The sequence below is a fragment of the Niveispirillum fermenti genome, from assembly GCF_048066175.1.
Taxonomy (GTDB): domain Bacteria; phylum Pseudomonadota; class Alphaproteobacteria; order Azospirillales; family Azospirillaceae; genus Niveispirillum; species Niveispirillum fermenti.
The window spans coordinates 1-13,908 of sequence record NZ_JBLTXA010000020.1 but is presented as its reverse complement, the minus strand read 5'-3'; the positions used below and the strand labels follow the sequence as shown (position 1 = coordinate 13,908).

The 13,908-nt window shown below is 63.8% G+C and carries 9 protein-coding genes and 1 CRISPR repeat array; of the genes, 5 read left to right on the top strand and 4 right to left on the bottom strand.

Annotation, left to right across the window (positions count from 1 at the left end):
* Positions 1-181: 181 nt before the first annotated feature.
* From ACM9LZ_RS17485 to cas7g, 4 genes are read right to left on the bottom strand one after another with little or no spacing between them, the layout of a single operon-like run.
* The gene (locus ACM9LZ_RS17485) at positions 182-1,195 is read right to left on the bottom strand and encodes a type I-G CRISPR-associated protein, Cas3-extension family (protein WP_445376627.1); all 1,014 of its coding nucleotides are present in this window, start codon (positions 1,193-1,195) and stop codon (positions 182-184) included.
* Positions 1,195-4,065, bottom strand: coding sequence for a type I-G CRISPR-associated helicase/endonuclease Cas3g (cas3g, locus tag ACM9LZ_RS17480; protein WP_416620788.1), 2,871 nt, complete (start codon positions 4,063-4,065; stop codon positions 1,195-1,197). Before cas3g ends, ACM9LZ_RS17485 begins: the two co-directional genes overlap by 1 nt.
* Positions 4,065-5,513: a type I-G CRISPR-associated protein Csb2 gene (gene csb2, locus ACM9LZ_RS17475; RefSeq protein ID WP_416620787.1), complete on the bottom strand. Its 1,449-nt coding sequence runs from the start codon at positions 5,511-5,513 to the stop codon at positions 4,065-4,067. Before csb2 ends, cas3g begins: the two co-directional genes overlap by 1 nt.
* Positions 5,513-6,745: a type I-G CRISPR-associated RAMP protein Csb1/Cas7g gene (gene cas7g / locus ACM9LZ_RS17470; RefSeq protein WP_416620786.1), complete on the bottom strand. Its 1,233-nt coding sequence runs from the start codon at positions 6,743-6,745 to the stop codon at positions 5,513-5,515. The genes csb2 and cas7g overlap by 1 nt, the downstream gene beginning before the upstream one ends.
* Positions 6,746-7,769: 1,024 nt before the next feature.
* Here cas7g and ACM9LZ_RS17465 point away from each other — a divergent pair.
* The 5 genes from ACM9LZ_RS17465 (at position 7,770) to cas2 (ending at position 12,035) form a co-directional block, all read left to right on the top strand.
* Positions 7,770-8,141 (top strand): hypothetical protein, encoded by a 372-nt coding sequence (locus ACM9LZ_RS17465; protein ID WP_416620785.1) that lies wholly within the window; start codon positions 7,770-7,772, stop codon positions 8,139-8,141.
* A 77-nt stretch (positions 8,142-8,218) separates the two neighbouring features.
* Entirely contained in the window at positions 8,219-9,205 is a 987-nt protein-coding gene (locus ACM9LZ_RS17460) for a helix-turn-helix transcriptional regulator (RefSeq protein ID WP_416620784.1), read from the top strand.
* Positions 9,202-9,861 carry a hypothetical protein gene (locus tag ACM9LZ_RS17455; protein ID WP_416620783.1) on the top strand — a complete coding sequence of 220 codons (660 nt, stop codon included), beginning with the start codon at positions 9,202-9,204 and terminating at the stop codon, positions 9,859-9,861. The genes ACM9LZ_RS17460 and ACM9LZ_RS17455 overlap by 4 nt, the downstream gene beginning before the upstream one ends.
* A 73-nt stretch (positions 9,862-9,934) precedes the next feature.
* Positions 9,935-11,710: a CRISPR-associated endonuclease Cas4g/Cas1g gene (gene cas4g/cas1g, locus ACM9LZ_RS17450; RefSeq protein ID WP_416620782.1), complete on the top strand. Its 1,776-nt coding sequence runs from the start codon at positions 9,935-9,937 to the stop codon at positions 11,708-11,710.
* Between the two features lie 25 nt (positions 11,711-11,735).
* Positions 11,736-12,035 (top strand): CRISPR-associated endonuclease Cas2, encoded by a 300-nt coding sequence (gene cas2, locus ACM9LZ_RS17445; protein ID WP_416620781.1) that lies wholly within the window; start codon positions 11,736-11,738, stop codon positions 12,033-12,035.
* A gap of 210 nt (positions 12,036-12,245) precedes the next feature.
* Positions 12,246-13,908: direct repeats of the CRISPR family, unit length 36 nt; unit sequence CCTTCCCCGGCTGAAAGGCCGGGGCCTCATTGAAGC.

Genomic DNA, 13,908 nt, shown 5'->3' with positions numbered 1-13,908 from the left:
GCTTGGCTGCGCCGCACGAGCGGCGCGGCGGCAGTCGCCGCCGGACCAACTTGCGATGAGTTCTACTCATCGCAAGTTGGTATAAAAACTCGACATGCGGGTTTTCAGGATGATGCGATAAAGCGATTTAAAAATGCGTTCCCTCATAGGCGGTACAAGGTGCCGAAACGGCGCATGGAATTCATTCGCCGGCAGCCTTGCCCTTGATAAAATCGGCGCGGGTGAAGTTCATGAATTTTCCGACCGAAACCCGCCGCGCCATCATACAACCGTCAATTCCCATTACAGTGAACTGTTCGGGTTTGCGCAAGCCCGGATGGCCCAACAGACTGCGGATGGCCGCCAGACTGGCCGGTGGGTGCCAGATCGGCCAAGCCAGCGAAAAACCCTGGCGATCCCAGTGACCTCCAGGGATCGCGGCACGTACCCGCCCGGCCCGGACCTCCGGTGCCAAGGTCAGAACAGCCAGCCCGATGGCCGCCAGACGGTTTGCCCCATGCTGCGTGCCAGCCTTATAGGCAGAATCAGTCGGGTTGCCGGCCATCAGCGCATAACGCACATCCTCTTCTGGATCCCAGCGGAAGGAGAAGGTCGGATCAGTTCGATGCCAGGGGCTAAACAAGGCTTCGGCCAGACAATCCTCGGCGGTCAAGGTGACGGCGCTGCGCCCCCGGCCGCGCGGTGGCGGGGCGGGTTGCGCCGGCACGCTGGCCAGCCGGTCCAGAAAATGCTGGTGCCCCTGGCCAAACAGCAGGCAGAGCGGCGTTGGGTCGATCAGCGGCTCCGCTGTTGCCCCCTTCGCCTCCTTCACAGCAGCGTCGGACAGCAAAGCTGACAGCAAGAACACTCGCGCAGCATCATCGGTGGCGCTTTTCAGCAAAGCGCGCGCTTCGCCTTCGCTGTAGTTCAGGTCTTTGCGCCCATCGAAATGATGAGCCTTGGCCAGCAGCGCCACACCGTCTGCCGCCCGTGCCACCACCTCCCCCGTGGTCTGGGCTTTCGCCAAATGCAGCACCGGGCGCAGGGGTGGTTCATCCAGGCTCCAGGACAGGCGCGGTCGCAGCCGGTCTCCATCCCCGTCAACCGCTTCCAGCGCCCGTAGAAGGCCCAGCAAAGCCAGGAAGGCCAGCAGATTATCGGGTTCCAGCCCCGTCAGCCGGTGGGCGCTGGTGGCCTGTGTCGTCCCGTTTTCCACTATGCCACCCCTTTCTTGGCCGCAAACTCGGACGCCCGGTGATCGGCCAGACGGAGGATCGCTTCCATATGGGCCAGACCCCAGGGGCCGTAACGCTGCTTCAACCGGTCGAACAGACCGTGCCAGTCCACACCGTCATGATCGAAATCCAGCGCCTCCGGTCCGGCTGCCGTCGGCGCCGTGTCCCACAGCGCTGGAACCGGCAGCAGATCGGTCCGTGGTCGCGGATCGACATGGGCAAAGAACGGCCGACCGAAACCATGATGGGTACCGATCAGCCAAAGGATGAGGTCGGGATCGCCCCCCTCGCTCCGCCGTTCCGCCAGAAGGTGGGAACAGGCTGCCAGCCGCACCGACAGCACCTCGTGCCGCCATCCCTGTGGCAGCCCCGCCTTCTCCTTGGCGTCTGGCGGCAGCTTGCGGGCAGATTTGGCCAGCACATGGTCAGGATCCGCCCCCAGCGGATCGCCGGCGGCCAGCCATTCCTGAAAACGCGGATCGCACTTGCCAGCATCATGGAGGTATCCCGCCAGCCGCAGATCCTGGACCCGCGCTGGTGCCAGCCCGGCGCGCTTGGCGAAATCCGCTGCAAAGCCAGCCACATCCTCGCTATGGGTTTGCAGCAGCAGCGGAAAGCCCGAAAGCGAGCCTGCCAGATCATCCTCGGTGACGGCAGTTGCCCCGGCGGTATCCGGTGCCGTCATTACGCCTGCGGGGGCCAACAGCACCAGGCCCAAGGGCCGCCCCGCCGTATCCCTGCCATAGACATCCCAGATCGGATCAAGTTTCCGGCCGCCCAGCCTGTCATGCAGCCACCTCACATCGTCAGCCCCATCATAAGGGGCCAGGGTCGCACAAAGCCGCTTCGGGTCGCGTTCCCCTTCCAGGGCCGCCAGCGCGGCCAACAGGTCTTCCCCATCCTTGTCAGGCGGGATCAGTCCGGGCGCCACCCGAACCGCAAAGCGCCGCCCGGCAAAATCATGCGCAGCCTTGCGGGCGACATCCCTCACAGGGTCTTGATTGCCGGGGTCCCACCCATATTGATTGTCCAGGCCGCCATAGGCGGCGGGCACGATGACTGTATCACCGGGGCAAATCTCACGGGCTGCGATCCAGCGGGATGCTTCATCTTCGCCGCCGCGCCAGCGGAAGACGCGGCGGTCCTTCTGCCCCTCCTCATCTTCTGGTGCTGGTGCCGGAATGTCGGCCAGGGCATCGGTGCTCTGCCCCTGCAGCCAGCGGCGCACTGTCCAGACCGGCAGTAACACGGCCTCTCCCGCGCGTGGCGGCACCAGGGTAAGCAGACGGCACATCTGCGCATCATTCGGGAAGCCCGGCGTCACATCGCCACGCCAGACAAGGGTAACACCGTCCGGTTGATGTTTCGGCCCATGCAGGAACAGTGATGTTTCCGGGGTTGGTGACGGAACCGGCCAAGTCTGGCTGAACAGGTCGAGAAGGGCTGGCATCAACACTGGCGCATCGGGCTGGGATGACAGGGCCGGCGCAGGCGGCGGGACATCCCGCAAGGTCGCCGCCATCGTGTGAATACCAAAATCGACTGATGGCAAAGCGGTCAGCCAATCCCAGGTTGGACGCAGGGCCCCGCCATAGACCGGGTCATCATAGCGGGCGGACAGCTCCTGCTTGGTAGCCAGGATCACGCCTTGGGCCGGGATCGGTCGGCCGCCACGGTTGAGCCGGCCGAAACGCTGGCGCAGCGCGTCCAGCGGCGCCAGTTCCGTGACCAGCCCGTCCAGATCAATATCGACGCCGGCTTCGATACATTGCGTGGCGACGATCAGCAGGGGTGCCGTCGCATCGCGCTCCCGCCCCGTCCTGACCCGATCCAGCATGCGCACCAGATCTTCACGGTCGACACTGCGGGATGGGCCGATCAGCAGCAGGCGATCCGCCGCCACCCCTTCCAGCGCCTTGAAGACGCGGCGGGCGCGGTCCACGCGGTTGACGACAACGCCCAGGGCCGGCTGGGCGATGCCGTCCGCGCACAAGGCGTCCAGCATCCGCTGTGCCTGCACGGCCATCGCTTCGGCCCGCTGCGTCTCCGTCAGCGCATCCTTGCCCCCCTCCAGACGGGCCGGCTTGGCGGCAGTCAGCCGCTTTGCCAGTTCCCGGTTAGCCCAATCATCCTCGTTCAAACCGAAGGGTGCCACCGCCCCGTCAGCCCGGGGCGTTGCGGACAGAACGGACAGGGCCCAGGGTGTGTGATGGTTAAGACGATGACGATATTGTCCGACCCAACCAAGGGTTTGCCGAAACGGTTCGGCCAGATGCGCTTCGTCCAGCAGAATCAAGCAATCCGCACCCAACAGGCCGGCATGGATCGGCTTGGCACGATCCGTCACGCCATAGCCGCGAAACAGCAGGCGGGAACCGACCTGATCGACCGTCGAACAAAGGATGGTCGGCTGGGCTGGTGTGCGGGCCCAATCATCCTCCCGTGGGATGCCGCCGCGCAGACGCCGCGCCAGCAGCGGAGGAGCATCGCCGGACAACAGGCGTAGCCGGTCGGCAACGCTGGCGGTGACCGGGCCGGCAGGGGCCGCAAGGGCATCGGCCAGACGCTTGGCCCGTTCAAAGGCATCATCCACCACGAGACGCCGGTCAACAACGAAGGCAATGCGCACCGGCGCCTGTCGCCCCGCCGGCTTCCCCGCCTCCAGCGCCAGATGGAACAGGGCGATATCCAGACAGGCCGTCTTGCCGCTGCCGGTGGGCAGGCCCAGACAATCGGGCCAGCAGCCACTGGCTGCCAGTTCGGTCAGCAATCTTTGTTGCCAGGGAAAGGGCGGATGGCCGTTCACTTCCGCAAAGAAGGCGGTGAAATCGTCTGACGCCAGCGCGCTCATTACCGCCGCTCCTTCTTCTCATCCAGCGGACAGCACAGGCCCAGCCCGGCAAAGCGCCCAGCCCCCAGGATGACCGGCCCGCTCACCTCTTCGGGGAAACGCAGCACGGCATGGGTCAATTGGCGGTGGGCCAGGGCACCCGGCAGATGCCAACGCGGCACGGTGGCGGACGCTCCCGGTGCCGGCACCGAATAAGCGCCCTCAACAGCGGAATGCCGGTCGGGCACCACGATATCCGGTGCCGGCAGGCCGACATGATGACAGGCGGCCATGATCTGGCCGATGATTTCCTGCTGTCGCTCTTCGCCCTTGTGCTTCAAATGCCGGTTAAGCACGATCGGCGTCACCGTGGCAAAGGTCCGTGACGGCCTTGTATATTCCTGCGGGTCCAGCGACCGACGCAGCCCATCCGCCTCTCCGGCCAGGGCGAGATCAAGACCGAAACGGTGCAAGCGAAGCAGGCGTTTCCCTTCCTCCCGCAGTTCAGTCACTTTGCGCAACGCGCTGCGGAAATCCACGTCAGCGACCAGGTTGCTGCCGCGTGGCGGGATGATCGCATAGCCCAGCACATGCCCGTCGGCATGGAGATATCCCGTGAAAGAAAGCGGCACGATGGCGATGTGCGGACCAGCCAAGGGAGCGCCGTCGGACTGATGGCCGCTGACGATGCCAGGAATTTGATCACCCAAGCCGATCTGCCTGTACCCGCTCATCAGCGTATCGCGGATGGCCTTGGCCACCAGCGCCGCCGCCCTGATATCCGGCATGGTGCCATCGATATGGTCCAGGATCAGCCAGCGCTCGGCGAACGGGCTGGCGGCAACCGGCTTGGGCATCGCCGGGGGCGGCAATACGTCAAAGCCCCGCAGCGGCCGCTGACCGCTTTCAAAACGCTGCCGTAGTTCATTGAAACGACCCGGATAGACCCGCCGTCCGGGCCAACCAGCGTTCTCCGGCACATTGTCAGCCGGTACGTGGCGGAAATGACAGCGGGTCAGACTGGCGGAATGACCGATATAGGCGGTGTCGCCGGCCACCCCCTGCAAGGCCCGCATCGTCGCCGCATCGGGGCAGGCATCGGGCCAGAACAGACGCAGGGTGGGATCATGCGGCCGGGCAGCCGGGAAGCGGCGCGGCTGGCGGGCGCGGAAGGCCGGCATCACCTTGCGGTCGCCAGACTTGCCGGTCTGCGCGTCGTTGGGCGGCACGAAGCTGACAGGGGCATGGCGAACCGCATGGTCCGATGCCAGCAGGCGCGGCACCGGCTGCGCTTCCAGCCATCGCAGCGCCGCGGCCTCCTCCGCCCGCTCCCCCCGTGCCGCCCAGGCGGCAACCAGAGCAGAGAAGATGCGGTCGGGCTGCGGCGGCCAGTCTGGCTGGTCGCTGGCCGGCCCCTGGGCGGAGAAGGCGATACCGGTCAGATGCTCGATCTCCAGAACCAGGGTCATCACGCATCCCCGTTTTCGTCGCCCTCTTCCCCGCCCTCGCCGGCCAGCGCCAGTTCCTGGCTGCGCCGGACGATCTCCACCAGCTTCGGCTGCGGCGTCAGGCGGATGGGACCGGCGGGGAAAGTGAAGCCGGCCTGGGTGGCCGCCACCAATGCCTGTGCGAAAAGCGCACGGGCCCCCGCCCGGTCCAGAGCGATATCGGCAACCGCCCCATCGGGCTTGACCAGTTGCAGCGGCGCCCGACCGTCACAGACCAGATCGCAGCGCGACCGCAGGGCATAACCCTGCACATCCTGTTCCGCCACGGCCAGCAGGCCCAACGCCGCCAGCAGCCCCCGCCCCGCCGCATCGCGGGTGGGCGAGCCGAAACGCAACCGGCGCAGGGCCGCGAAGCTCAACACCATCATATGTTCGGCATAGTCGCAGGTGATGCCCAGCGGCATGACCGACGGGGCAATATTGCCATGGTTGATCTCCGACGGGCGCACCTGCTTGGCCCCCTTGCCGGCCCTGGACTTGTCGGTGTCCCACCCGGCGGCCCCCTTGAACACCTCCACCTTGCGCAGCACACCCAGGGGATCGATGCGGCTGCCAGTACGCCGACCGGCGGTCCGCACTTCCAGTTCACCCGTGCGCTTGTCGGCCACGAATTCTTCCACTGAAACGCCGATGGCGCTGATTTCCGACACCAGACAGCGGGCGAACTTGGCGCCGATGCCGCCGCCATCGCCGGTGGAATGCCAGGCACCGAACAGCAGGGCGGTGGGGGAGGCTTCCAGCACCGCCGTCGCGTCGCCGATCTTGGCCTTGGCCAGCGCCTCGCCCAGCGGGCTTTTCATGAAGGGCTGCCCCTCCAACAGACTATCACGCAGGATGGCGTCATAGACGCGGTGCGGCGCGTCCAGCGAGGTGATCTGGGTCAGCCCGGCCAGCCCTTCCCCGCTGAAATCCACCAGCAGATGCGGGATGCGCACCCCGTCGCGCACGGCGTCCAGCAGTGCCTCTTCCAGCCGGTTGGCCTGGGACTGCACACTGTCCACCAGCACGCAATCGACATCCTTGCCGTCGATCCGCCGCACTTCATGGACGTGGCGCGGTGGGGCATTGCGGCCTTCGCCAGGATATGTCGGCGGGAAAATCTTGTCCCCGCGACCGCCAACCGGCTGCAGAACCTGCCGCCGCCGCAGCGCCGCATTACCGGCAACCATTTGGGAAAGCGAGGGAAAGTCCATGTCCAACTGCTCCTTCTGGGCGGATCTTCAGAGGCGTGTAGGGAAATGAAACACAATTCATTGCCGGATGAAATTTATGCTTCATCCCGCTTTCAGAGAACAAGGCATCTGTTTATAACTCGCTGATGGTATATCGGCGATGTGCCTGAATCGGTCACATCGCCGAGATGATGGCATGAACAAGCGACGGGTCGGGACTCGCCCGACCCGTCGCTTCAGCATCATTGTGACTTTGCGCGGGGATTCGGCCGACGGGCCGGCATGTCCGGCAACACGCCGAGAATTTCAGCAGCGCGCTGGCGGCTATCAGGGAACTTCAGTTGGTGTAGAATCTCCCACACCTTCCGGGAGTTACAGCCGAAGCATCCGGCAATTTCGTGTAGATACCGCCCCGCATGATACATCAACCATGCCTGGGTAGCATTTTCCTGGGTTAGTTCAGCGCGATGGGACATTTTGGGGTGACGCATGTGGCTCTCCACATTTGGGTGATGCCCCCCTTGACGCGCGCCCGAACATGAAACATCATGCCAAGTGCAGTGCACTGCGCCCAGGGAAGCCTGGGATATAGTTGGCGGGGGTCGTGACCCCCCGCCAACTACCTTACCCAGCTACATCGAGAGAATACGCCTGTCAAGATTTTTTTGAAGATCCGTATCACATAATTCCAAGCAATCTATCCTCATACTAAAGGAACGTTTGCATCACCTGCCAAGACACGCTATACCTCAGACGTCACGGGGCTCTGGATGATCCGTCTCAAGCCGGCATTCTTCCTCGGTCGTCAGACCGAGGCTACATTGAAGCAGTCTCAGGGTTGAGTGTTTCGTAGCAATCCAAAGACGTGAGCCCCGTGACACCTACCTGATGGCTATGCCCTTTTTTTCCGACCAGCAATAATCGGGGCAACGCCCATGACAGAAGCGGTCACCCACCAGTCGGGCTCTTCCCGTCCAGATGACCGCTTCTGTCACCGATCGCCACCATCCTGCTGTCACCTGTGGCGTACTGGTTGGGGGATGGCATGTCGAAACAATGGGCGGACAGCACCGGCGCGGAGTTGGAGGACGCCATCTGCCGTCTGACATCCCAACTGGAACGGATCGACCATAACATCCAGGCTTTGAAGCGGGATCGACAACTTGTGGCGGATGAGTTGAACCGCACCCGTCAGGCGCTGGCCAAACGACGGGTGGCGCGACCGGAACCCACGGTCAGCGCCCATGCGCTGCTGCGCTATCTGGAACGGGTTTTGGAGATCGACCTGAAGACCATGGAATCCGCCCTGCTCACCCCCACCGTGCGCCAGGCCATGCAGGCCGGTGCCACAAGGGTGACCATCAATGGCGTTGATTTCGTCATCAAGGACAATGTGATTGTTACTGTTTTGAATTGAAATACATTATGCCTCTACACTATCTAATTTGAATTTGCGGCCACTATCCCACCCCAGCGCGAGGCACCTTCCCGGTCATGCGGCATGAAAAGGCTCATCTCCTGTTCCGGCTCGCCCTGGAAATGCAGGGCACCCGTGAGGGATTATCGCTGGAAGAAATCGGGGAACGGTGTGGGGTGGGGCGGCGCACCGCCATGCGTCTGCGCGACGCCCTGCTCCAGACCTTTCCGCAGATGGAGGAAACCCAGGGCGCAGACCGATGCAAACGCTGGCATCTGCCCAAGGGCACCTTGAACGGCCTCGCCGGCATCAATGCCGACGAGTTGGCGGCGTTGGACATCGCCATGCGGCTGATGGTGGAACAGAACCGTCCGGCAGAGGCGGAAACGCTGCGCACCCTGTCTGGCAAGTTGAAGGCGGTGATGCGCCCGGACGCCGTCCGGCGGATTGAACCCGACCTGGAGGCAACGCTGGAGGCGGAGGGACTGGCCATGCGACCGGGGCCCCGTCCCCGCATCGACCCGGCCCTGGTGGGGGAACTGCGAACCGCCATCAAGGCCTGCCGCAAGGTCACCATCCGCTATTACAACCGCAACACCGGCAAGACCAAGGACCGGCTGGTGCATCCCTATGGTTTCCTGCATGGCCACCGGCATTATCTGGTCGCCTGGCATGAAAACCCCAAGGCCAATGATTTCGCCCTGTTCAGCCTGCCCGGTATCCGGGAGGTGCGCCTGGAAACGGCGTCCTTCGCCCGCGACGCCGGATTCGACCTGCAGGCCTTTGCCGCCCGTTCCTTCGGGCTATTCCAGGAGAAGCCGTTCGACGTGGTCTGGCGCTTCGCCCCGGAAGCGGCGACCGTGGCTGCCGATTTCGTCTTCCATCCGTCCCAATCGCTGGAATGGCAGAAGGATGGCAGCCTGATCGTGCGTTTCCGTGCCGGCAGCAATCTGGAGATGGCTTGGCATCTTTATAGTTGGGGCGACAAGGTGGAAGTGCTGGAACCGCCGGCGCTTGCAGCTCTGGTCAATCCCGGCAGGCGCGGATGGACGGCGCTGCCGTGAGCGATCAACCAGCCCCCCCATCAGAACCATATTGGCGGCGACGGCTGACCATCGCCTGCCAAAGGCTGGCCGCTGGCCAACCAGAACAGGTCACCTGCCTGCTGCCAATGCAGGGCCTAACCGAATTTCCCGAACAAGCCATCCTTTTCCTGCATTTCCTGATGCGCCAGGCATTGGCGGAAGCTCGCGCCAATACGGCCAGCCCCCCGGGCGCGGTTGAATTGATCGACGCGATCCTGGCCTTCGCCCGTGACACGGTACGCCCGCTCAGCCTGGATGAGATGGCAGAAGCCAACAGCTTCTTCCGTCGATGTTACGAAATGCAGCCAGGTTGGAGGCGGACTTGGATTCATTCCAGCCACCGGACCGGTACCGACAAGCCGCTTCTGATGGCGGAGAGTTTCCTGGCTGCTCTTTATCCGAGGTCAACCGATCAACACTCCCAAAGCCCCCTTCCATGGAAACCAACAATAAACATTGGGGTCGATTGTTATTATCTTTATCGGGTCTGCGTATATTACGTAATGAGAAGAGACAGTTATCGATACCACCTCGATCAACACAGCGTGCCTAGGCTGGGCAACATACTTGATTGGTGGATGCCGCACTTTCCCGATGCACGGCCAACAAAGCGATATGGGCCGCTGTTGGTTTGACAAGCTCGCTACCTCTCCTTCCAGTGACCAGATCGAAGCGAGGATAATGGTGGAAGACGGTACGGAATCCATTTTGCCCGACCCGGCACCAACCCCACGCGCGGTACAGCTTTCGCTGGCCCTTCCCGCCCCGGCTGCGGGGATTGATGATGTGCTGGTGCCCGCGCGGATGATCAATGAATGGGTTTATTGTCCCCGCCTTGCCTATCTGGAATGGGTGGAGGGGGAATGGGCCGACAGTGGCGATACGGAGGAGGGGCGGCGCGTGCATGCCCTCGTCGATGCCGCCCGTCCTTCCCTGCCCGCACCGGAAGACGTGACAGAGGATAGCCGCCCGTTCACCACCCGGTCGGTGGAGCTGGCATCCGAACGGCTGGGTCTGGTCGCCAAGCTCGACCTGCTGGAGAGCGATGACGGCATCGTTACCCCGGTCGATTATAAGAAAGGCAAGCGCCCGCATGTGGAGACCGGCGCCTATGACCCAGAACGGGTACAGCTTTGCGCGCAGGCCCTGATCCTGGAGGATAATGGCTATCGCGTCGGCGATGGTTTCCTGTGGTTCGCTGGCAGCCGGGAACGGGTGCCGGTGCGGTTCGATGCGGAGTTACGGGCACAGACAGCGGCGGCCGCCGCCTCCCTGCGGCTGGCGGCGTCCACCCGGCGCATCCCGCCGCCGCTGGAAAACTCCAGGAAATGCAACCGCTGTTCGCTACTGCCCATCTGTCTGCCGGATGAGGTGAACCTGTTCCGCACGGGCGGCGTGCCGCGCACGCCCCCGCCATCGGTTGACGGTGCCCTGCCGCTTTATGTGCAGCAGCCGGGCGCGCGCATCGGCAAGGAAGGCGAGGTGCTGGTGATCAAGGCCCCTGCGGCACGGCCCGCCGACAAGGAACGTGACGAGGGCTTTCGGGACAAGGAGGAAGAGGTGCGGGTCGCCATTGGTGAGGTATCGGAGCTTGTGCTGGCCGGCCCTGTCAACCTGTCCACCCCGGCGCTGCACGCCCTGATGAAGGCCGAGGTGCCGGTGGCCTGGATGAGCAGCGGCTTCTGGTACATGGGCACTACGGGCGGGCGCGGGCCGCGCAGTGCCGGGGCACGGATGGCCCAATACCGATTGCGCGAGGATGAGGCGCGCCGACTGGCCTTTGCCCGCACCCTGGTCGATGCCAAGCTGAAGAACCAGCGCACCCTGCTGCGCCGCAATTGGCGCGGGGGTGAGGCGGAGCGGGAACCCGTGCTGGAGCGGTTGCGCCATCTGTCGGCGAAACTGCCGCAGGTGCGTGATATGGCCGAGCTGCTGGGAACCGAGGGCGAGGGAGCGGCAATCTATTTCCGCGCCTGGCCCAAACTGCTGAACGAGAAAGCAGCATCCCTGCCAGAATTCGGGTTTGAACGGCGGTCGCGCCGTCCCCCGGCGGACCCGATCAATGCCTGCCTGTCCTTGTGCTATGCCTTGTTGACCCGCGCCATTTCTACGGCACTGGAGGTGGCGGGGCTGGACCCCTGGGTGGGCTTCTATCACACCGAACGACCGGGCCGCCCTTCACTGGCGCTGGATATGATGGAACCTCTGCGCCCCATCCTGGCTGACAGCGCCGTGCTGACCGTATTGAACCAGGGGGAACTGGGCCCGCGTGACTTTGTCACCCTCGGTCCCGGCTGTAACCTCACGCCCGACGGTCGGCGCACCCTGATCCGCGCGTTCGAGCGGCGATTGGACCAGGAGGCAACGCACCCCGCCTTTGGCTATCAGATTTCCATGCGCCGCATGCTGCATGTGCAGGCCCGCCTGCTGGCAAGGTATCTGCGCAGCGAGGTGCCGACCTATCCGCATTACGTGCCCCGCTGACCCGGCCACAGGAAAGGCTGCCGCCATGTCCCGCCACCATGAACGGCTCTATATCGTCACCTATGACATTGCCGATCCCAAACGCTGGCGGCAGATTTTCAAGGTGATGGAGGCCTATGGCGACTGGCTGCAACTGTCCGTCTTTCAATGCCGCCTGACCGCCCGCCGCCGCGCGGCTCTAGCCATGCGCCTTGACCGTGAGATCAAGGCATCGGAGGATCACATTCTGATCCTCGACATCGGCCCCGCCGACGACGTGGATCTGCGGGTCGAAAGCCTGGGCAAAAGCTTCAAGGCAATCGAACGGCAAGCCAGGGTGATTTGAGGGGCTCTGCCGGTCGCAGGCGCGAGCGGCTCTGTACCCGCCAAAACCTGGGACCCGCTCGCAAGGGCCTAAGTGCTTGGGATTGCAATGGTTCTTGGACATTGTGCATATTTGTCAAGGCGGGTTTGGCACCCCAAAGCCCCGCCCGCACAGACCCGCTCGCAAACCCGGCCATTTCTTGTTATCTTACAACCGGTTCCAGAGCGGGATCCTTCCCCGGCTGAAAGGCCGGGGCCTCATTGAAGCGCTTGTACATCCGTCCGGTAAGCAATTTTCCGAAAAGCCTTCCCCGGCTGAAAGGCCGGGGCCTCATTGAAGCACGTAGCGTTCGATTACGCCAGAAAGGCCATCGTTGAAGCAACCTTCCCCGGCTGAAAGGCCGGGGCCTCATTGAAGCGCGTGTCCGATGAGGTGACTATGAGTAATTTACCCACCCTTCCCCGGCTGAAAGGCCGGGGCCTCATTGAAGCGTCAGCGTGGTCAGCGTGGTCAGCGTGGTCAGCGTGGCCTTCCCCGGCTGAAAGGCCGGGGCCTCATTGAAGCGTATTCGCAATCGGCCCCGCAGGCGTCGGTAAGACTCCTTCCCCGGCTGAAAGGCCGGGGCCTCATTGAAGCTGGCCTTTCGCGTGTTGACTTGATGTGGTCGAACACGGCCCTTCCCCGGCTGAAAGGCCGGGGCCTCATTGAAGCGCAGGCGTGATTGCCCGTGTCGTGTCCGTTCCAGTCTGGGCCTTCCCCGGCTGAAAGGCCGGGGCCTCATTGAAGCGGCAAAACTGCAAAAGGCACTCTTGACGCTGATGACGCCTTCCCCGGCTGAAAGGCCGGGGCCTCATTGAAGCGGCCTTCGAAGCTGTAGGTATTTACCCACCCCCCCCGCCTTCCCCGGCTGAAAGGCCGGGGCCTCATTGAAGCAGGATGGGCGCCGGACGCCTTTCGCGCAGCAGGTGCGACCTTCCCCGGCTGAAAGGCCGGGGCCTCATTGAAGCTTCGATCAAGAGGCCGCGAGAGCGCTCCGGATATTTAACCTTCCCCGGCTGAAAGGCCGGGGCCTCATTGAAGCTGGCGAACCGGCCGTGGTGGTGGAAGTGGGGCTGCGCGACCCTTCCCCGGCTGAAAGGCCGGGGCCTCATTGAAGCTGGCCCGCGCGATGGGGGCGGAGAACGTTGATTTCCATCCCTTCCCCGGCTGAAAGGCCGGGGCCTCATTGAAGCCACATTCATACGCCATGAAGAGCGACATCCCCTTTCCCACCTTCCCCGGCTGAAAGGCCGGGGCCTCATTGAAGCAACTCGAGTGCATGTGGCGCGAATATGGCTGCGCCACCTTCCCCGGCTGAAAGGCCGGGGCCTCATTGAAGCGCCGTAGGTGCCGCAGAATGACCACGCGCCGCTGGACCTTCCCCGGCTGAAAGGCCGGGGCCTCATTGAAGCCAGCGGTCGCGTGCCGAAATTACCGGAAGGCCCCATGCCTTCCCCGGCTGAAAGGCCGGGGCCTCATTGAAGCTCCAATCCGTAACGTCACCGTGACCGCTGTCACGATCCCTTCCCCGGCTGAAAGGCCGGGGCCTCATTGAAGCTCATTTAGCAGGGACGCTGGTCAGGGCAGGGGGGGGCTACCTTCCCCGGCTGAAAGGCCGGGGCCTCATTGAAGCATCGCTGACGCGGGATGGGGAGAACTGGTGCGCATGCTCCTTCCCCGGCTGAAAGGCCGGGGCCTCATTGAAGCATGATCGCCTGCTTGTCGCTGTCGGTGCCGGCCTGCGTGCCTTCCCCGGCTGAAAGGCCGGGGCCTCATTGAAGCGCGCAATCTGGCAAACTCGTTACGAGCGGCTTGCTTGCCTTCCCCGGCTGAAAGGCCGGGGCCTCATTGAAGC